We start from the raw sequence: 17,735 nt of genomic DNA, 5'->3' as shown, positions 1-17,735 counted from the left end.
TGGCTACTAGCCGGTAATAAAAACCTGTACCGTGTACTGCCATGACCGAGGCAACCATCGGTACCAGCGCGTTCGATCGCGACACGGCCGTCACAGCACAGGGGGAGGGCGTCTACGGCGCCGATCTCTCCGCCCAGTGGACCATCGGGCACGCCGTCAACGGCGGCTATCTGCTGGCCCTGCTCGGCCGGGCCCTCGGCGACGCCCTGCCGCACCCCGACCCCTTCTCCATCACCGCGCACTACCTCACCGCCTCCCGGCCGGGCCCGGCGACCGTGCGCACCACCGCCGTACGCGCCGGCCGCACCCTGTCCACCGGCGCCGCCTCCCTCCTCCAGCGGGACGAGGACGGACAGGAGGTCGAGCGTATCCGCGTGCTGGCGAGTTACGGGGACCTGGCCGCGCTGCCCGACGACGTCCGCACCAGCGCCAAGCCGCCGCGGATCCCGCCGTACGAGAGCTGCCTCGGGGCCGCGGACGGCATGGATCCGTCCGCCGTTCCGCCCATCACCCACCAGGTCGACCTGCGTCTGGATCCGGCCACCGTCGGCTGGGCGGTCGGCGCGCCCAGCGGGCGCGGCGAGATGCGCGGCTGGTTCGGGCTGGCCGACGGCCGCGACCACGATCCCCTCTCCCTGCTGCTGGCCGTGGACGCCCTGCCGCCCACCGCCTTCGAGCTGGGCCTGTCCGGCTGGGTGCCGACGGTGGAGCTGACCGTCCACGTCCGCCGCCGACCGGCCCCCGGGCCGGTGCGGGTGGCCGTCACCACCCGCAACCTGGCCGGCGGTTTCCTGGAGGAGGACGCCGAGGTCTGGGACGGCGAGGACCGGCTGGTCGCCCAGTCCCGCCAGCTCGCCCGCACCCTGCCGGTCTGAGCCCGGACCCGGACTCGACCCCGGCCGCCGTCTCCGTCGCGCGCTTCGCGGCCCGGGGGCCCCCCCCCCGGGCGGGGGCCGGGGCCGCGCCCCGGGCGGCGGGGGGGGGGGGGCCCCCGGCGCGCGCGGCGGCCCGGCCGCCCCCCCCCGCCGCCCCCCCCCCCCCCCCCCCCCCCCCCCCCCCCCCCCGCTTCCGCATGCGCCGGGCGGCGCTGGGCACACGTAGCGATGTCGCCCCAGTGCCCCGGCACCCGCTGTGACCGGCGTGAACGCGGTGCGCGACCGGATCGGCGGGGCCGGCGGCACGGGAGTGACGGAACCCTTCACGGGTAGCCTGAAAAGGGACGGACAACGTGAAAAACACTATGTGCGACAAAGCTCCCCAGTGAGAGAAGTGAAGGTGGTCAACGGATGTACGCCGTGAAGAGCACACTGCCCGACCAGGACCTCAAGGTCGTCGGAGAGGCGTTGCAGGGCGCACTGGTGGACCTGGTCGACCTGTCGCTGGTGGCCAAGCAGGTCCACTGGACCGTGATCGGCCCGCGGTTCCGCTCCATCCACCTCCAGCTCGACGAGGTCGTGGACACCGCGCGCACCTACTCCGACACCGTCGCCGAGCGCGCCGCGGCCCTGGGTCTGGCCCCCGACGGCCGTGCCTCCGCCCTCGCGTCCGGCAGCGGTATCACCGGAGTGGAGAGCGGCTGGCACCAGGACGACAAGGCCGTCGAGGTCATGGTCGGAGCGCTGGCCTCCGTGGTGAACCGGATGCGCGAGCGCATGGACGCCACGGAGAAGCCCGACCCGGTGACCCAGGACATCCTCATCGCGATCATCGCCGACCTCGAGAAGCACCACTGGATGTTCCAGGCCGAGCACAAGGTCGACTGAGGACGGCCGCCCGCCTCACGGCTTTCCGGGGCGGGAGAGCGAGGACCGGTCCACTGGCCGGTCCTCGCTCCCGCCGCGGCCCGGGCGGCTCGTAGAATCGGTTGACCATGGCCTACCTTGACCACGCCGCCACCACCCCCATGCTCCCGGAGGCGGTGCAGGCGATGACCGCCCAGCTCGGCGCCGTCGGCAACGCCTCCTCCCTCCACGCGGCGGGACGGCGGGCCCGGCGCACGGTGGAGGAGGGGCGCGAGACCCTCGCCGCCGCCCTCGGCGCCCGGCCGAGCGAGGTGGTCCTCACCTCCGGCGGCACCGAGGCCGACAACCTCGCCGTCAAGGGCCTGTACTGGGCCCGGCGCGCGGCCGACCCCGTCCGTACCCGCCTCCTGGCCAGCCCCGTCGAGCACCACGCGGTCCTCGACGCCGTCCACTGGCTCGCCGACCACGAGGGCGCCCGGGTGGAGTGGCTGCCGGTCGACTCCCTGGGGAGGGTCCACCCCGAGGCGCTGCGCGAGGCGGTGGAGAAGGAGCCCGGAGACATCGCCCTGATCACCGTGATGTGGGCCAACAACGAGATCGGCACCCTCCAGCCCACGGCCGAACTGGCCGCGATCGCGGCCGAGTTCGGCATTCCGATGCACGCGGACGCCGTCCAGGCCGTCGGCCAGGTGCCGGTGGACTTCGCCGCCTCCAACCTGGCCGCGATGACGGTCAGCGGCCACAAGATCGGCGGCCCGTACGGCATCGGCGCGCTGCTGCTGGGCAGGCAGTGGGCCCCCACGCCGCTGCTGCACGGCGGCGGCCAGGAGCGCGACGTGCGCTCCGGCACCCTGGACGTACCCGCCGTCGCCGCCTTCGCGGTCGCCGCACGGCTGGCGGCCGGGCGGCACGAGGAGTTCGCCCGCGAGATCGGCGCGCTGCGGGACGCGCTGGTGGCGGCCGTGACCGAGGCCGTGCCGGACGCCGTCCTGGGCGGCGACCCCGATCCGGCCGGCCGGCTGCCCGCCAACGCCCACTTCTCCTTCCCCGGCTGCGAGGGCGACTCGCTGCTGCTCCTGCTGGACGCCCAGGGCATCGAGTGCTCCACCGGGTCGGCCTGCACCGCCGGCGTCGCCCAGCCCAGCCACGTCCTGCTGGCCACGGGCACCGACCCGGAGCTGGCCCGGGGCACCCTGCGCTTCTCGCTGGGCCACACCTCCACCGGGGCGGACGTGGAGGCGGTGGCCGCCGCCATCGGCCCGGCCGTGGAGCGCGCCCGCGGCGCCGGACTGTCGTAAGGGCTGGGTCGTGGGCCGGGCGCGGCCCACGGCCCGCTCAGAGCCCGCTCACGCCTTGCGGACCGGCACGTCCCGCACCATCCGCATGTACCGCTCCCAGTCCCAGTGCGGCCCGGGGTCGGTGTGGTCGGTGCCGGGCACCTCGACGTGGCCGACGACGTGCTCGCGGTCCCGGGGCAGGCCGTACCGGTCGCATATCCCGGCCGTCAGCACCGCCGACGCCCGGTAGGTGGCGTCGGTGAGCGTCTCCGGGCGGCCCACGAAGCCCTCGTGCTCGATGCCGACGCTGCGCTCGTTGTACTCGCGGTTTCCCGCGTGGTAGGCCACGTCCAGCTCCCGCACCATCTGCGTCACCTTCCCGTCGGAGGTGCGCACCACGTAGTGGGTCGCGGCGCGGTGGGACGGGTCCTGGAAGACCTTCAGGGCCACCTCGTAGGAACCCTGGATGACGTGCACCACCACCCGGTCGACGGTGTAGTCGTAGGGCCGGTCGGCCCGCCGCCAGTTCGCCCCGGAGGCCGGCACCCAGTCCGCGCCCGGGTGGTCCACCTCGCCCTCGGTGCGCGGCCGGTCCACGCCCGGCACCTTCCACCACGTCCGGGCCAGGTCGTCGCGGGCGGCGTATCCGAGGGCGCCCAGGCCCACCGCCGCTCCGCCGACCAGCAGGGCGCGGCGGCCCACCGGCCGCCCCTTCCCGTCCGCCCGGTGGCGTGCGGGGGCTTCTCTCTCACTCACACACCGCACAACGCCCGGGAACACCCGTACGGTTCCATCGGCCCGCGCCCGGACCCGTACCCTGGAGGCGCTATGACTGACACGACCGGTGCGCCCACCCCCGCCCCCCGCCTCCGCGTCCTCGCCGCCATGTCCGGCGGGGTGGACTCCGCCGTCGCCGCCGCCCGTGCGGTGGAGGCCGGCCACGACGTCACCGGCGTCCACCTCGCCCTCTCGGCGAACCCGCGGTCCTTCCGCACCGGCGCCCGCGGCTGCTGCACGGTCGAGGACTCCCGCGACGCCCGCCGCGCCGCCGATGTCATCGGCATCCCCTTCTACGTGTGGGACCTGGCCGAGCGCTTCCGCCAGGACGTGGTGGAGGACTTCGTCGCCGAGTACGAGGCCGGCCGCACCCCCAACCCCTGCCTGCGCTGCAACGAGAAGATCAAGTTCGCCGCGCTGCTGGACAAGGCCCTGGCGCTGGGCTTCGACGCGGTGTGCACCGGCCACTACGCCACCGTCGTGCTGCGCGAGGACGGCGCCCGCGAGCTGCACCGCGCCACCGACATGGCCAAGGACCAGAGCTATGTGCTGGGCGTGCTGGACGAGCGGCAGCTCGCCCACGCCATGTTCCCCCTCGGCGACACCGCCACCACCAAGGAGGAGATCCGCGCCGAGGCCGAGCGCCGGGGCCTGGCGGTGGCGAAGAAGCCCGACAGCCACGACATCTGCTTCATCGCCGACGGCGACACCCAGGGCTTCCTCGCCAGGCACCTGGGTACCGCCGAGGGCGACATCCTCGACGAGGACGGCAACAGGATCGGCACCCACTCCGGCGCGTACGGCTTCACCGTCGGCCAACGCAAGGGGCTGCGCATCGGCCACCCCGCCCCCGACGGCAAGCCGCGCTACGTGCTGGACATCTCCCCGGTGGACAACACCGTCACCGTCGGCCCGGCCTCCGCGCTGGACGTGGTCGCGCTGCGGGCCATCCGCCCCCGCTGGTGCGGCACCCCGCCCGCCGGGCCGGGCACCTACACCGCCCAGCTGCGCGCCCACGGCGGCGAGACGCCGGTGACGGCCGAGCTGGTCGGCGGTCCGGACGGCGACGAGCTGAGGGTCGCCTTCACCGAGCCGGTGCGCGGCGTCGCCCCGGGCCAGGCGATCGTCCTCTACGACGGCACCCGCGTGGTCGGCTCGGCCACCATCGCCGCCACCGAACGCCGCGCCGCGGCTGCCGCCGTCCGGTAGCCCTTCCGCCGGGCGGGTATCGGACCGTCTTCAGTGGGTGACGGAGCGACCCGGCCTCTTCCTCCGGGACGCCGCCCTTCGTCCTCTCTTCGGAGCGCCGTCCGTCCCGCGGTCCGGCAAGCCCGTGGATCCGGGCGCCCTTTTCCCGGTGTCGGCAAGAGGGCTGATTGCTCTGGGTGGCACAGTCACCCGTTCGGGTGATTTCTGGAAACCGGTGCCCTCGACCGGGGAGCTGGCGCGACCATGCCATGGTCGTCTGACGTATCGGGCAAACGGAGGGAACCACTGTGCGCTGGAAGAGGAAACTGGCTGTGCTGCTGATGGGCGTGTGCCTGGCGGCGGGCCCGCAGGCCGGACCGGCCGCGGCCATCGTCGGAGGAGAGGAGGCGAAGCCCCGTCACCATCAGTTCATGGCCGGCCTGATCGATGTCGAGCGGAGGAGCCTGTTCTGCGGGGCGACGCTGATCTCCCCCAGGTATGTGTTGACCGCCGCACACTGCGTTGACCGCAGATCTGTGCAATCGGTAGGGGTTCTGCTGGGCGATCACGACTACAGTACGTCCGAGGATTCCTACTACACGCGGATGGTCCAGGCCAAGGGCATCGTGGTTCACGAGAACTACGTCCCCGAGACCATGGCGAACAACATCGCCTTGGTGCAACTCGTGGAGCCGGTGCAGACGAACTTGGGGATCGATGTGGCTTACCTGCCCTGGGAGCACGCGCCCGACAGCTTCGACAACGTCGCCGTGGAGGCCATGGGCTGGGGCGCCCTCAGTCTCAACGGCCCGGTGAGCAGTGTCCTGCAGAGCGCCCAGCTCGACACGATGACCAACGCCGAGTGCGTCAACCGAGACTGGCCCGACATCACTTCCGACAGCATCTGCACCTACGCACCGGGCCGGGATGCCTGTACGTACGACGGCGGCGGTCCTGTGATCCACTACGCCGAACGCAACGCCCATTACCCCGTCCTGGTCGGCGTCATCTCCCACGGCAGGGGCTGCGCCGGTAGCAGCCCCGGCGTGAACACCCGCGTCTCCTCCTACCTGGAATGGATTCTCCGGAACACCCCCGGCGCCGTCTACGCGACGAGGCCGAGCCAGGCCGACTCCTGGCGATGACATCGCTGTCCGCCACCCGTCACGGGACCGCCGCATGACCGTGGCCGCGCGGGACCGCCGACCGGGTGGCGGTACGGGGAGCGGCGGCCGGCCGGTCAACCGCTCCGGCCCAGGCGACAGTCCGCGACTCAACTCGGCCGGAATGTAACGCGATCCAGGCCATGGCCCGGCCGGACATCTGCCGCCGGCGGACAGTGTCCACGCCGTGGTTCGCGGCCACCGTACGGTCTTCAGGGGTCCGCACGGCCCCCGATGATCACGCGGTGGCCGTACGCGTTTCCAGCCGGGTCCACCAGCGAGATCGCGGAACCGGACTGGAGTACCGCCTGGGCGGCCCTACCGGACGAGACGGTCGAACGCCCCGGCCTTCGCACCCCGGACGAGGGCGCGGAAGGCGGCGCGGTCGGTGGTGAGGACGCGGCCGGGGTCGGTGCTCTCGCGGACGGCTATGCCGTCGCCGTCATCGGCGGCCACCTCCACGCAGTTGTTGCCGCCGCCGCCGGAGAACGAGGACTTCTGCCAGGAGGGTTCGGACACCGCTGTTCCTCTCACACGTCACGGGCGATCGAGTGGATGAAATCCCGTGACTCGGCCGGAGGCAAGGAGCACTGCCCGATCAGTCGCAGCAGCGTCCGGTAGTTGACCAGCGGTGTCGGGGAGTCGATGAAGACGGGACCGAACTCGGAGTCGAGTTGCACGGTGTCCAGTTGCGGGACCGCGCCCTCCGCGTACAGGACGGACTGGTCCGCTCCGGGGAAGCCGCCGGCGTGGAAGGGGATCACCGTGAGGGTGACGTTGTCCCGTTCGCCTGCTTCGATCAGGTGCCTGAGCTGGGCGATGACGGTCCTCCGGGAGCCGAACCGCATGCGCAGGGCGGTCTCGTGGACGACGGCGGAGTAGGGAGTCGGGTCGGCTCCGCTCAGAACGGCCTGGCGGCCCAGCCTGTGGGCCACGCGCAACTCGACCTCCAGTCGGGACAGTTCGGGTACGACGAGTTCGAAGAGCGCCCTGGCGTGGTCCTCGGTCTGCAGCAGACCTGGTAGGTGGACCGTCTGCACGGTGCGGATCCGGGCCGCATGGTGCTCGATCTCCGAGACGTCGAGGAATCCGTCCGGCAGCTTTCCCCGGTACTCCTCCCACCAGCAGTGACTCCGACGGCCTCCGGCCATGGCGGCCAGGGCATCGACGAGTGCCGGGTCCGGGCAGCGGTAGAGGGACGCGATCTGGCGGACCCGCTCTCCGCTGAGTCCGGTCCGTCCGGCTTCGATGTTGGAGACCATCGTCCGGTCGGAGCCGAGAAGGGCGGCTGCCTGCGTGGTGGAGAGACCGGCCTGCTCGCGCAGTCTGCGCATCTCCGTCGCCAGGCGGCGCTGACGTGCGGTAGGGGTGTTCCGGGCTGCCATCTGTCCTCTCTCGCCGTGGGCGTGGACAGTTTTCCAGCAGTGCGCGGAGCGCTCCAGTGAGTCAACCAATGTTTCACTCTTTCGTGATTCTTGGGCTCACCTGTGAGTCGTTCTGCCCTAACTTGTGGGTCACAGCACCGCGCCGCACCGCCGAGCGCGCGGCGGAAGCGCACCGTGCGGCCTGCCCGGGAGGGCGTACGGCAGGCCACCGCCCCGTGTACCGGCCGCCCGGCGGCGCGACCAGCCCTCACACCCCACCGGAGGACCGCGTGAGCACGCCACCGTTCCCGAAGCCGATCCCGTTCGCCGAACCCTGGGAGTACGAACTGCGCTTCCCCCGCGACCCGCGCGGCCCGGGGATCGCCAGAAGGACCCTGCGGGCCGTCCTGGCCGCGCACGGGCTGCCCGAACTGGCCGGCCGGGCGGAACTGCTGACCTCGGAGCTGGCCACCAACTCCGTCAGGTACGGCGAGCACGCCGCCGCCGTGACGCTGCGGTGGCTCCATCCCGTCCTGCGGGTCAGCGTGTGGGACGCCGGGCCCGGCGGGGTGCCCGCGCCGTCCTCGTCCCCGCCGCCTCCCGACCGGGAGGGCGGGCGCGGGCTGCTCATCCTCGACGTGCTCGCCGACCGCTGGGGCGACTGCCCGGCCGGGGGCGGACCCGCCGGACCGGGCGGCAGGACCGTCTGGTTCGAACTGCTCTGGGGCGGGCCTCCGCCTCCGTCCGCCCTGGTGCCCGCCGCCTGACGGAGCGGCGGGCGCGGTGCACCGGGTGCTCCCGCGGTCGGCGCTCGCGTGTTCTCCGGCCGGGGCCTGCCCGGTGCGGCATCGGTTGTGATCAGGCGGAGTGCGGGGAACACTGACCAATCGGAGTAACCGGGCGGATCGCCTGAACCGTGTGCGGCCGTCCCGTCACCCAGCGACACGGAGGTGCCCATGGGAGCCAGGAATCCGTCCGACTCCAAGCTCTCCCGGAACCGCGCCGCCCTCGCGCACAGGGCGCGGTACGCACTCGCCCACCCCGGACGCGTCCCCGCCCATCTGCGGCGGACCGCCCGGGACGCCTGGCTGCGGGCGAGGTACCGCGGCGACCACATCGGTTACTACCGGGCGGTGATGGCCTCCGACGCCGCCCGCAGCCCCGAGGCGGCGGTCGGCGGCCGGCCGTCGTACGAGCGCTGGCTGGCCCTCGGGCAGATGCAGTTCGACTACCTGATGGAGCACGGGCTGAGGCCGGACGACCGGATGCTGGAGATCGGCTGCGGCAACCTGCGGGCAGGCCGGCTGTTCATCGACCACCTGGAGCCGGGCCACTACCACGGCATCGACATCTCGCCCGACATCCTGATCGAGGCCAAGCGGACCGTGGTGCGCCACGGGCTCCAGGACAAGCTGCCCCATCTGACGATCGCCGACGACCTGACCTTCGACTTCCTGCCGGAGAACCACTTCACGGTCGTCCACGCCCACAGCGTCTTCTCCCACTCACCACTGGAGGTCATCGACCAGTGCCTGGAGAACGTGGGGAGGGTCCTCGCGCCGGGCGGCTTCTTCGACTTCACCTTCGACCGCACCGAGGGCCGCGAGCACCACGTGCTGCGCGAGGACTTCTACTACCGTACCGAGACGCTGACCGGCCTCGCGGCCGGTCACGGCCTGGAGGCCCGTCTCATGGACGACTGGGAGCGGCGCCCGCACGGCCAGTCCAAGATCCGCGTCACCCGCCCGGCGCCCGACCGGGCGGCAGCGGGTGGCGCTGAACCGGAGCGCAGCCCCGTGTAGCGCGCCCCGGCGCGGACGGGGGCGCGGTTCACGGCGCGGGAGCCGGGTCCCCCGCTCCCGCGCCGTCCGTGTCACTCGTCCCGCCTGCGCCGGCTCCGCGCGGGTCCTCTCCCGAGAGCAGGGTGCCCAGGCCCTCGCGGGTGGCGGCCACCACCACGCGGTCGCCGGCCGTCAGCACGTAGCCGTCGTGCAGCCGCCAGGCGAGATCGCCGGTGAGGGTGTAGGTGCGGGCGCCGGAGGTGAGGGAGCCCAGATCGGCGCGGCGGCGGTCGGGCGGGGCGGTGTCCAGGGCCAGGATCCGCCAGGAGCCGGGGCGGAACGCCTCGCCGACGGTGCGGCCCTCCAGCAGCCGGTTGCCCTCCACCGAGACCGCGGCGAAGACCAGCACCCGGCGGCCCACGGGTATGGCGCCCAGCACCTGGCGTCCCATCATGGCGCCGGCGAAGGCCGGGGCCGCCAGCGCCGAGACGCTGCGGCTGCGGGTCTGCGCGGCGGGGTAGGTGTCGCGCAGCGTGCGGTAGACGGTGGCGGCGAACTCGTCGTCGAACAGGCGCATCACCACCCGCAGACCGGGGTTGACCTGGCGGGCGTAGAGCGTGGCCTCCAGGTTGGTGCCGCTGTCGCTGGTCAGTGCCAGCAGGGCGTGGCTGCGCGCTATCCCCGCCTCCTCCAGCACTCCGCCCTCGGTGACGTCGGCGATCAGGGTCGGCACCCGGCGGGCGCGGGCGGTGGCGATGCCGCGGGCCTCGGCGTCGCGCTCGATGCACACCACGGGGATGCCCAGTTCCAGCAGCTGGTCCAGCACACGGGTGCCGACCTTGCCCAGCCCCAGCAGGACGATGTGCTTCTCGACACCGGGCGGCGGGGGCGGCAGGGCGGCCGCCCGGCGGAAGGTGCCGTAGCTCTCCAGCACGACGGCGAACATCAGCGGCAGCAGCGCGGTGCCCGCCAGCCCGCCCAGCAGTTGCAGGACCTGCTCCCCGGTGCCGCCCCCCAGTTCGGGCTCGTTGATGGACATCACGTTGAGCAGGGTGATGTAGGCGGCGTGCAGCGGCGTCTCGCGGGTGACGTACCAGTTAGCGGCGGCGAGCAGGACGACCACCGCGGTGAGCCCGAGCAGGGCGGCCCGCAGCTTCCGGGAGAAGAAGCTGCCCACCGGCAGTCTCGGTACACGGGGGGCGGGGGCGCCGGCCCGGTCGGGGCGGCGGGTGATCGCCTCCAGGACGACGGTGCCGCGCTCGTCGGGCAGGCCCTCCAGCTCGCGCGGGTCGGGCAGCAGGACGGGGCCGTCGTGGTCCTCGGGGTCGGTGTAGACGTCGCCCTCGTCGGAGTCCGGCGCGTCGGGCAGCAGGGCCAGGGTGCACAGCGGGGCGCGGCGGCCGGCGGTGCCGACGGTGCGCTCCTTGGCCCGCAGCAACAGCCCGCCGGCGTGGACGACCTTGCTGCTGCCGACCACGGCCGCCGCCACCATGGAGGGGGCGGCGGTGTCCGCGTCGGACAGGACGGTGGTGGAGGCGTCCACGACCCTCTGGTCCAGGCCGGGGACGCGGGCGGTGATGGTCCGGTCGAGCAGGTCCTCCAGGTAGCGGCCCAGTGTCCGGTTGAACATCCGGATGACCAGGCGCAGTTCGGGGTTGATGCGACGGGCGCGCAGGGCGGTGTGGATGTTGATCTGGTCGTCGCCGGAGGTCAGCGCCAGCGCGGCGGCGTGCTCGACGCCCGCCTCCCGCAGCGCCTCGTCGTCGGGTGCCTGGGCCTCCACCGCCCGTACGTCCAGACGCCGGTCGCCGACCAGCGCGGCGATCTGCGGGCCCTGGTCGCCGCCGCGCAGCGAGGGCAGGACCACGGTGACCCGCTGGCCGTAGACGGTGGTGAGTTCGCGCACCAGCCGCTGCGACAGCGAGTTGTCGCCGCACACGACCATGTGGCCCGAGCGCCCGCCGCCCCGCCGGTGGCCGCCCTGCGGGGGGACGGCGGGGACGGGAACGGCGGCGGGCGCGGAGGACTCCGGCCGAGGGGGCTGCGGTACGGGAGCGGCCATGGGACCTGATTCGACCACGCCCGCCGCGGTGGACGGCACCATTCCCGCCACCCGGGGCGGCGGATGGGACGATGTGCGCATGGGAACGCATGTGATCACCGGGGCGGGCTCCGGCATCGGGGCCGAGATCGCCGAGCGTCTTCGGGAGCGGGGCGAGGAACTGTGGCTTACGGCGCGGAACGCGGGCCGCGCCAGGGAACTGGCCGAGCGCTTCCCCGGCGCCCGCACCCTCGTCGCGGACCTGGCCGAGCCCGAGCGGCTGTCGTGGGCGCTGTCCCACCAGGAGCTGCCGGAGCGGGTGGACTCGCTGCTGCACGTCGCCGGAGTGGTGGACCTGGGGAGGATCGGGGAGCTGACGCCGAAGGTCTGGAACGCCACCCTGGCGGTCAACCTCGTCGGCCCGGCCGAGCTGACCCGGTTGCTGCTGCCGCAACTCCGCCCGGCCCACGGCCACGTGGTCTTCGTCAACTCCGGCGCGGGCCTGAACGCCAACGCCGACTGGGGCGCGTACGCGGCCAGCAAGCACGGGCTGAAGGCGCTCGCCGACTCGCTGCGCGCGGAGGAGGGCGGTGCCGGGGTGCGGGTGACCTCCGTCTACCCGGGGCGCACCGCCACGCCCATGCAGGCCAGGGTGCACCGGCAGGAGGGCAGGGAGTACGACCCGGCGCGCTGGATCCCCCCGTCCGCGGTGGCGACCGCCGTCCTCACCGCCCTCGATCTGCCCGCGGGCTCGGAGATCACCGACCTGAGGGTGAGGCCGTCGGCGTGAGGGAGCACGTGTGGGGCAAGGAGGCCGCGACCGGCGTCGGGTCGATGCCCGGCACCGACGCCCGGGAGGCGGCCAGGACCGTCACCGGCAGCCTGGAGCACTTCCCGTACCTGCCGGAGCTGCCCGCGCGCGGGCCCGGCGCCGACATGATCGGGCGGACGGCCGGGCTGCTGGCGGAGCTGTACGTCCGCCTGGAGCCGAGCGGCTGGCGGGTGGGCGACGCACCCGGGCGCGACACCCGGCGGGCCCGGTCCTGGCTGGGGGAGGACCTGGACGCGCTGGAGGAGTTCACCCAGGGCCACACCGGGGCGCTGAAGGTCTCCGCCGTCGGGCCGTGGACGCTGGCGGCCTCGCTGGAGCGCCGCGGCGGCGAGGCGATGCTCGGCGACGCGGGAGCCTGCCGCTATCTGGCCGAGTCCCTGGCCGAGGGGCTGCGCGCCCATCTGGCCGAGGTGCGGCGCAGGGTGCCGGGGGCCCGGGTCGTCCTCCAGCTCGACGAGCCGTCGCTGACGGCGGTGCTGCTGGGCAGGGTGTCCACCGCCAGCGGCTACCGCACCCATCCGGCCGTGGACCGGGGTGTGGCCGAGGGGGCGCTGCGGCAGGTGGTCGGAGCGGCCCGGGAGGCGGCGGAGGGAGGCTCCGTGGTGGTGCACTCCTGCGCTCCGGGGGTGCCCTTCGGGCTGCTGCGCAGGGCGGGCGCGGACGGGATCTCCTTCGACCTCTCGCTGCTCACCGAACGTGACGACGAGGCGGTCGGGGAAGCGGTCGAGGCGGGTACGGCGCTGTTCGCCGGGGCGGTCCCGGCGGTGGAGCCGGACTCGAGCGCGCTGTCAGACCCTGCCGGTAGCGTCATGGGTGTCAGGACGCTGTGGCGCAGGCTGGGGTTGTCTCCGGAGCTGCTGGCGCGATCGGTGGTCGTCACGCCCGCCTGCGGTCTGGCGGGCGCCTCGCCCGCCTACGCGCGGGCCGCGCTCGCGCACTGTGTCCGGGCCGCACGCTCACTCGCGAACGACCCTGAGTAACGGGAGGCTTGACACATGGAGACGGTGAGCCCGGACAGTGAGGCGCGCGAGAGGCACGCGCGGCTGGCCCAGGAGGTCGACGAGCACCGCTTCCGGTACTACGTGACGACACCGGTCGTCAGCGACGCCGAGTTCGACGCCCTGATGCGCGAGCTCCAGGAGCTGGAGGCGAGGTACCCGGAGCTGGCCACGCCGGACTCGCCGACGCAGAAGGTGGCTGGCTCCTACGAGACGGAGTTCACCGCCGTACGGCACCGCGAGCGGATGCTGTCGCTGGACAACGCCTTCGACGACGAGGAGCTGGACTCCTGGGCCGACCGGATCGCGCGCGAACTGGGCGGCGTGCCATACCACTTCCTGTGCGAGCTGAAGGTGGACGGGCTCGCGGTCAACCTGACGTACGAGCACGGCAGGCTGACGCGTGCCGCGACCCGCGGCGACGGCCGCACCGGGGAGGACATCACGCCCAACGTCCGCACCATCGCGCAGATCCCCGAGCGGCTGAAGGGGGAGCGCGTCCCGGACCTGGTGGAGATCCGCGGCGAGGTGTTCATCCCCATGGAGCGCTTCGAGGAGCTGAACGCGCGGCTGGTCGAGGCGGGCAAGCCGGCGTTCGCCAACCCCCGCAACGCGGCCGCCGGTTCGCTGCGGCAGAAGGACCCCAAGGTCACCGCGGAGCGCCCGCTGCACATGGTGGTGCACGGCATCGGCGCCCGCGAGGGCCTCGACATCGACCGGCTCTCGCACGCCTACGGGCTGCTGCGCGAGTGGGGCCTGCCGACCGCCGCGCACAACAGGGTGGCCGGTTCCATCGGCGAGGTGCGGGAGTTCATCGCGTACCACGGCGCCAACCGGCACTCGGTGGAGCACGAGATCGACGGGGTCGTCGTCAAGCTGGACGAGATCCCACTCCAGGGGCGGCTGGGCTCCACCTCGCGGGCGCCGCGCTGGGCGATCGCCTGGAAGTACCCGCCGGAGGAGGTCAACACCAGGCTGCTGGACATCAAGGTGAGCATCGGCCGCACCGGGCGGGCCACGCCGTTCGCCGTGGTGGAGCCGGTGACGGTGGCCGGTTCGGAGGTGGAGTTCGCCACCCTGCACAACCAGGACGTGGTCAGGGCCAAGGGCGTGCTGATCGGGGACACCGTCGCGCTGCGCAAGGCGGGTGACGTCATCCCCGAGATCCTGGGCCCCGTCGCCGATCTGAGGGACGGCGGTGAACGGGAGTTCGTGATGCCCGCCGAGTGCCCCGAGTGCGGCACCGGGCTGAAGCCGGCCAAGGAGGGGGATGTCGACCTGCGCTGCCCCAACGCCCGCTCCTGTCCGGGCCAGCTGCGTGAGCGGCTCTACTACCTCGCGGGGCGCAAGTGCCTGGACATCGAGCACTTCGGGTACGTGGCGGCGACCGCGCTGACGCAGCCGCTGGAGCCGGCCGCACCGCCGCTGCGGGACGAGGGGGACCTGTTCGACCTCACCGTCGAGCAGCTGCTGCCCATCAGGACCTACGTGCTGGATCCGGACAGCGGCCTGCCCAAGCGGGATCCGAAGACGGGGGAGGAGAAGGTCGTCACCTTCTTCGCCAACCTCAGGGGCGAGCCGAAGAAGAACGCGCTGGCGATGCTGGAGAACATCCAGGCGGCCAAGGAGCGCCCGCTGGCCAGGATCATCGCGGGACTGTCGATCCGTCACGTCGGCCCGGTCGCGGCCGAGGCGCTGGCCAGGGAGTTCCGCTCCCTGGACCGGATCGCCGAGGCCTCCGAGGAGGAGCTGGCGGCCACCGAGGGGGTCGGCCCGACCATCGCGGCCTCGCTCAAGGCCTGGTTCGCCGAGGAGTGGCACCGCGAGATCGTCGGGAAGTGGCGGGCGGCCGGCGTCCGGATGGAGGAGGAGGGCGGCGCCGAGGAGGGGCCACGTCCGCTGGAGGGGGTCACGGTGGTGGTCACCGGGACCCTGCGGTCGTACACGCGGGATGGCGCAAAAGAGGCGCTGCAGAGCCGGGGAGCAAAAGTGACCGGTTCTGTTTCGAAGAAGACCGGTTTTATTGTGGCGGGCGACAGCCCTGGATCGAAGTATGACAAGGCCGTGCAGTTGAAGGTCCCGATCCTGGACGACGCCGGTCTCGCCGTCCTGCTGGAGCGGGGGCCCGACGCCGCGCGGGAGGCCGCGGTCGCCCCCGCCGAGCCCGACGCCGAGTCGCCCGCCGGATGACGGATCGTCGGTGGTGGTGGCGTCATCGCCAAATCCTTTTCAGGGCAATGCCCTTGACTGAGTGATGAGGAGAGGCTGCGCGGCGCTTATCAGACGGACGCGATCGACCGGTCGGCATCCGGGCAACCCCGATCGATCACTGCCCAGCCGGCCGCCCGCGCCCTACTGTTGACGGGGTGCGCCTGCCGTGGCGTGGGCACCGACGGCTGTGAGAGGGACGCGCATGCAGCACAAACCCCGGGGCCGGGGACAGCAGTGGCTCCGCCACGAGCGGCCTCGACCGACCGCCGCCCCGCCGGGCACCGTCCCACCGGGCGACGGCTCCGGCGGCGCGCCGGAGCCGCGGCGCGTCACCTCCCCGGAGACCTCCGGGCTCTCCCGCGCGGTCCTGGCGGTCGCCGCCGCCGTCCTGGCCGCCGGGGTCCACCAGGTGGTCTCCGAAGGGCGCGCTCTCTTCCCCGGCGGCACGGCGGGCTGGTCCTTCGCCATCCTCACCGGCCTCATCGTCGGCCACCTGGTCGCCCTCGGCCGTGACCGCTGGTGGGGCGGCACCGGCTCCGGCGCCGCCCTCACCCTGGCCATCCTGCTGCTGTACGGCTGGATCCCGGCCCTCCTGGTCAGCCTCGCGGTGGTGGTCCTGGTCGGCGCGGCCCGGCGGCACCGCTGGCGCCAGGCACTGCGGCACGGCGCGGTGGACATCCTCGGCATCGGCACCGCGGCGCTGTGCCTGGCGGCCTTCGGCGTGCACCCCTCCGTGGGGGAGCCCTGGCGCCCGGCCGCCTGGAGCCCGTACGCGCTGCCCGAGGTCTTCCTGGCCGCCGCCGCCTACCTGCTCGTCACCCGGACCCTGCTGTGGTGCATCCTGGCCCCGCGCCGGGGGGAGCTGCCCACCGTCGCCCGCACCGCCCTGGTGCGGCAGGGCCTGGTCGTCCTCGCGCTGCCGGCCATCTCGCCGCTGATCGTGGTCGTCGCCGTCCACATGCCGCTGCTGCTGCCGCTGTTCTCCGTGCCGCTGGTCGCGCTGGACTCCGCCCTGTGGATCGCCCGCGCCCGCGCCGAGGAGCGGCTGCGCGACCCCCTCACCGGGCTCGCCAACCGTCAGTGGCTGCTGGAACGCACCTGGTCCGCACTGGACGAGGCCGACCGGATGGGCGCCCGCTCCGCCCTCGTCCTCATCGACCTCGACCGCTTCCGGTCGGTCAACGACACCCTCGGCCACCTGGCGGGCGACCGGCTGCTGCTGCAGATCGCGGACCGGTTGCGGGCCGCGCTGCCCCGGGGCGCCGAGGTGGCCCGGCTCGGCGGCGACGAATTCGCCGTACTGCTCCCCCTCGCCGACTCGCCCACCAGCGCACAGCGCATCGCCCGCGCCCTCGTCTCCGCTCTCGGCTCGCCGCTGGACCTGGACGGGCTGACCCTGGAACTGGAGGCCAGCGCGGGGGTCGCGGTCTTCCCCGACCACGCCGGCGAGGCGGAGGGCCTGCTGCGCCGTGCCGACGTCGCGATGTACCAGGCCAAACGCGACCGCAGCGGTGTGGAGGTGTACGAGGCCACCCGCGACGGCAACACACCCGACCGGCTGGGCCTGCTGGGGGACCTGCGCCGCGCCCTGGACGCGGGCGAGATCGAGCTGCACTACCAGCCCAAGGTCGCCTTCGACGGCTCCGTCTCGGGGCTGGAGGCACTGGTGCGCTGGGTGCACCCCGAGCGGGGCAGGGTGCCCCCGGACGAGTTCATCGCCATCGCGGAGTCCTCCGGCCTGATGCCGCGCCTGACCGACTACGTGCTGGAGACCGCGCTCGCCCAGGTCGCCCGCTGGCGCTCCTGGGGCCTGACCGTGCCGGTCGCCGTCAACGTCTCGCCCCGCGACGTCCACAGCCCCGGCTTCGCCGGATCGGTGGCGGCCCGGCTGGCCCGGCACGGTGTCCCGGCCGGGGCGCTCCAGCTGGAGATCACCGAGCACGTCCTGCTGGAGGACCCGCAGCAGGCCGCCGACACCCTCGCCGCGCTCACCGGCCACGGTGTGCGGATGTCCCTGGACGACTTCGGCACCGGTTACTCCTCGCTGGTGCACCTGCGGAGACTGCCGGTGAGCGAGCTGAAGATCGACCGCTCCTTCGTGGCCCGCCTGGCGGTGGACACCGAGGACGCCGAGATCGTGCGCTGCACGGTGGACCTCGCGCACTCCCTCGGCCTGCTCGTCGTCGCCGAGGGCGTGGAGGACGACGAGACCTGGGAGCGCCTGCGCGACCTGGGCTGCGACGCCGTACAGGGCTGGCTGGTGTCGGCCGCGATGCCCCCCGCCGAGGCCACCGCCTGGCTGCGGGCGCGCGACGGGGCGCCGCCGCCGGTCGAGACGGCGCACCCCGCGCTGCCGGGGCC

General features: G+C 73.5%; 15 protein-coding genes. 11 read left to right on the top strand and 4 right to left on the bottom strand.

All coding sequences use genetic code 11. The features are described from left to right. Window positions 1-41 precede the first annotated feature (41 nt). The 3 genes from AC2CJA_RS01895 to AC2CJA_RS01885 all read left to right on the top strand — a co-directional run bounded on the left by AC2CJA_RS01895 (window position 42) and on the right by AC2CJA_RS01885 (window position 3,040). Window positions 42-875, top strand: coding sequence for a thioesterase family protein (locus tag AC2CJA_RS01895; protein ID WP_484600866.1), 834 nt, complete (start codon window positions 42-44; stop codon window positions 873-875). 411 nt (window positions 876-1,286) lie between these two features. Beyond that, complete coding sequence (locus AC2CJA_RS01890) at window positions 1,287-1,763, top strand: Dps family protein (RefSeq protein WP_484600865.1); 477 nt, start codon at window positions 1,287-1,289, stop codon at window positions 1,761-1,763. 107 nt (window positions 1,764-1,870) lie between these two features. After that, entirely contained in the window at window positions 1,871-3,040 is a 1,170-nt protein-coding gene (locus AC2CJA_RS01885; protein WP_484600864.1) for a cysteine desulfurase family protein, read from the top strand. A gap of 48 nt (window positions 3,041-3,088) precedes the next feature. Here AC2CJA_RS01885 and AC2CJA_RS01880 read toward each other — a convergent pair whose 3' ends face one another. After that, window positions 3,089-3,775 carry an N-acetylmuramoyl-L-alanine amidase gene (locus AC2CJA_RS01880; protein ID WP_484600863.1) on the bottom strand — a complete coding sequence of 229 codons (687 nt, stop codon included), beginning with the start codon at window positions 3,773-3,775 and terminating at the stop codon, window positions 3,089-3,091. 72 nt (window positions 3,776-3,847) lie between these two features. Here AC2CJA_RS01880 and mnmA point away from each other — a divergent pair, with 72 nt between their 5' ends. Further along, window positions 3,848-5,005 (top strand): tRNA 2-thiouridine(34) synthase MnmA, encoded by a 1,158-nt coding sequence (mnmA, locus tag AC2CJA_RS01875; RefSeq protein WP_484600862.1) that lies wholly within the window; start codon window positions 3,848-3,850, stop codon window positions 5,003-5,005. 320 nt (window positions 5,006-5,325) lie between these two features. Then, the gene (locus tag AC2CJA_RS01870; RefSeq protein WP_484600898.1) at window positions 5,326-6,129 is read left to right on the top strand and encodes a serine protease; all 804 of its coding nucleotides are present in this window, start codon (window positions 5,326-5,328) and stop codon (window positions 6,127-6,129) included. A 336-nt stretch (window positions 6,130-6,465) separates the two neighbouring features. On the opposite strand, the gene AC2CJA_RS01865 is transcribed toward AC2CJA_RS01870, so the two are convergent. Together AC2CJA_RS01865 and AC2CJA_RS01860 are read right to left on the bottom strand one after the other, a co-directional pair. Then, complete coding sequence (locus AC2CJA_RS01865) at window positions 6,466-6,666, bottom strand: DUF397 domain-containing protein (RefSeq protein ID WP_484600861.1); 201 nt, start codon at window positions 6,664-6,666, stop codon at window positions 6,466-6,468. 11 nt (window positions 6,667-6,677) lie between these two features. After that, window positions 6,678-7,532 carry a helix-turn-helix domain-containing protein gene (locus AC2CJA_RS01860; protein ID WP_484600860.1) on the bottom strand — a complete coding sequence of 285 codons (855 nt, stop codon included), beginning with the start codon at window positions 7,530-7,532 and terminating at the stop codon, window positions 6,678-6,680. 269 nt (window positions 7,533-7,801) lie between these two features. Between AC2CJA_RS01860 and AC2CJA_RS01855 the strand changes: the two genes are divergently transcribed. Together AC2CJA_RS01855 and AC2CJA_RS01850 are read left to right on the top strand one after the other, a co-directional pair. Next, window positions 7,802-8,278 (top strand): ATP-binding protein, encoded by a 477-nt coding sequence (locus AC2CJA_RS01855; protein WP_484600859.1) that lies wholly within the window; start codon window positions 7,802-7,804, stop codon window positions 8,276-8,278. A gap of 189 nt (window positions 8,279-8,467) precedes the next feature. Next, the gene (locus tag AC2CJA_RS01850) at window positions 8,468-9,313 is read left to right on the top strand and encodes a class I SAM-dependent DNA methyltransferase (protein WP_484600858.1); all 846 of its coding nucleotides are present in this window, start codon (window positions 8,468-8,470) and stop codon (window positions 9,311-9,313) included. Between the two features lie 28 nt (window positions 9,314-9,341). On the opposite strand, the gene AC2CJA_RS01845 is transcribed toward AC2CJA_RS01850, so the two are convergent. Beyond that, a complete protein-coding gene (locus AC2CJA_RS01845) occupies window positions 9,342-11,237 on the bottom strand; it encodes an NAD-binding protein (RefSeq protein WP_484600897.1) in 1,896 nt (631 codons plus the stop codon). 196 nt (window positions 11,238-11,433) lie between these two features. Between AC2CJA_RS01845 and AC2CJA_RS01840 the strand changes: the two genes are divergently transcribed. The 4 genes from AC2CJA_RS01840 to AC2CJA_RS01825 form a co-directional block, all read left to right on the top strand. Next, complete coding sequence (locus AC2CJA_RS01840) at window positions 11,434-12,123, top strand: SDR family oxidoreductase (RefSeq protein WP_484600896.1); 690 nt, start codon at window positions 11,434-11,436, stop codon at window positions 12,121-12,123. Beyond that, the gene (locus AC2CJA_RS01835) at window positions 12,120-13,145 is read left to right on the top strand and encodes a methionine synthase (protein ID WP_484600857.1); all 1,026 of its coding nucleotides are present in this window, start codon (window positions 12,120-12,122) and stop codon (window positions 13,143-13,145) included. Before AC2CJA_RS01840 ends, AC2CJA_RS01835 begins: the two co-directional genes overlap by 4 nt. 15 nt (window positions 13,146-13,160) lie before the next feature. After that, a complete protein-coding gene (gene ligA / locus AC2CJA_RS01830) occupies window positions 13,161-15,353 on the top strand; it encodes an NAD-dependent DNA ligase LigA (RefSeq protein WP_484600856.1) in 2,193 nt (730 codons plus the stop codon). 223 nt (window positions 15,354-15,576) lie between these two features. Beyond that, on the top strand, window positions 15,577-17,735 hold a 2,159-nt coding region (locus AC2CJA_RS01825; RefSeq protein WP_484600855.1), incomplete at its 3' end, for a putative bifunctional diguanylate cyclase/phosphodiesterase.

Source organism: Streptomyces sp. ATLC9, assembly GCF_057196705.1.
This window is presented reverse-complemented; position numbering and strand designations above follow the sequence as displayed.

What these genes read in the sequence shown, in the direction of transcription:
- AC2CJA_RS01895 (WP_484600866.1), top strand. Translation starts at nt 42, where the DNA reads ATGACCGAGGCAACCATCGGTACCAGCGCGTTCGATCGCGACACGGCC.
- AC2CJA_RS01890 (WP_484600865.1), top strand. Translation starts at nt 1,287, where the DNA reads ATGTACGCCGTGAAGAGCACACTGCCCGACCAGGACCTCAAGGTCGTC.
- AC2CJA_RS01885 (WP_484600864.1), top strand. Translation starts at nt 1,871, where the DNA reads ATGGCCTACCTTGACCACGCCGCCACCACCCCCATGCTCCCGGAGGCG.
- mnmA (WP_484600862.1), top strand. Translation starts at nt 3,848, where the DNA reads ATGACTGACACGACCGGTGCGCCCACCCCCGCCCCCCGCCTCCGCGTC.
- AC2CJA_RS01870 (WP_484600898.1), top strand. Translation starts at nt 5,326, where the DNA reads ATGGGCGTGTGCCTGGCGGCGGGCCCGCAGGCCGGACCGGCCGCGGCC.
- AC2CJA_RS01860 (WP_484600860.1), bottom strand. Translation starts at nt 7,532, where the DNA reads ATGGCAGCCCGGAACACCCCTACCGCACGTCAGCGCCGCCTGGCGACG.
- AC2CJA_RS01850 (WP_484600858.1), top strand. Translation starts at nt 8,468, where the DNA reads ATGGGAGCCAGGAATCCGTCCGACTCCAAGCTCTCCCGGAACCGCGCC.
- AC2CJA_RS01845 (WP_484600897.1), bottom strand. Translation starts at nt 11,237, where the DNA reads ATGGTCGTGTGCGGCGACAACTCGCTGTCGCAGCGGCTGGTGCGCGAA.
- AC2CJA_RS01840 (WP_484600896.1), top strand. Translation starts at nt 11,434, where the DNA reads ATGGGAACGCATGTGATCACCGGGGCGGGCTCCGGCATCGGGGCCGAG.
- ligA (WP_484600856.1), top strand. Translation starts at nt 13,161, where the DNA reads ATGGAGACGGTGAGCCCGGACAGTGAGGCGCGCGAGAGGCACGCGCGG.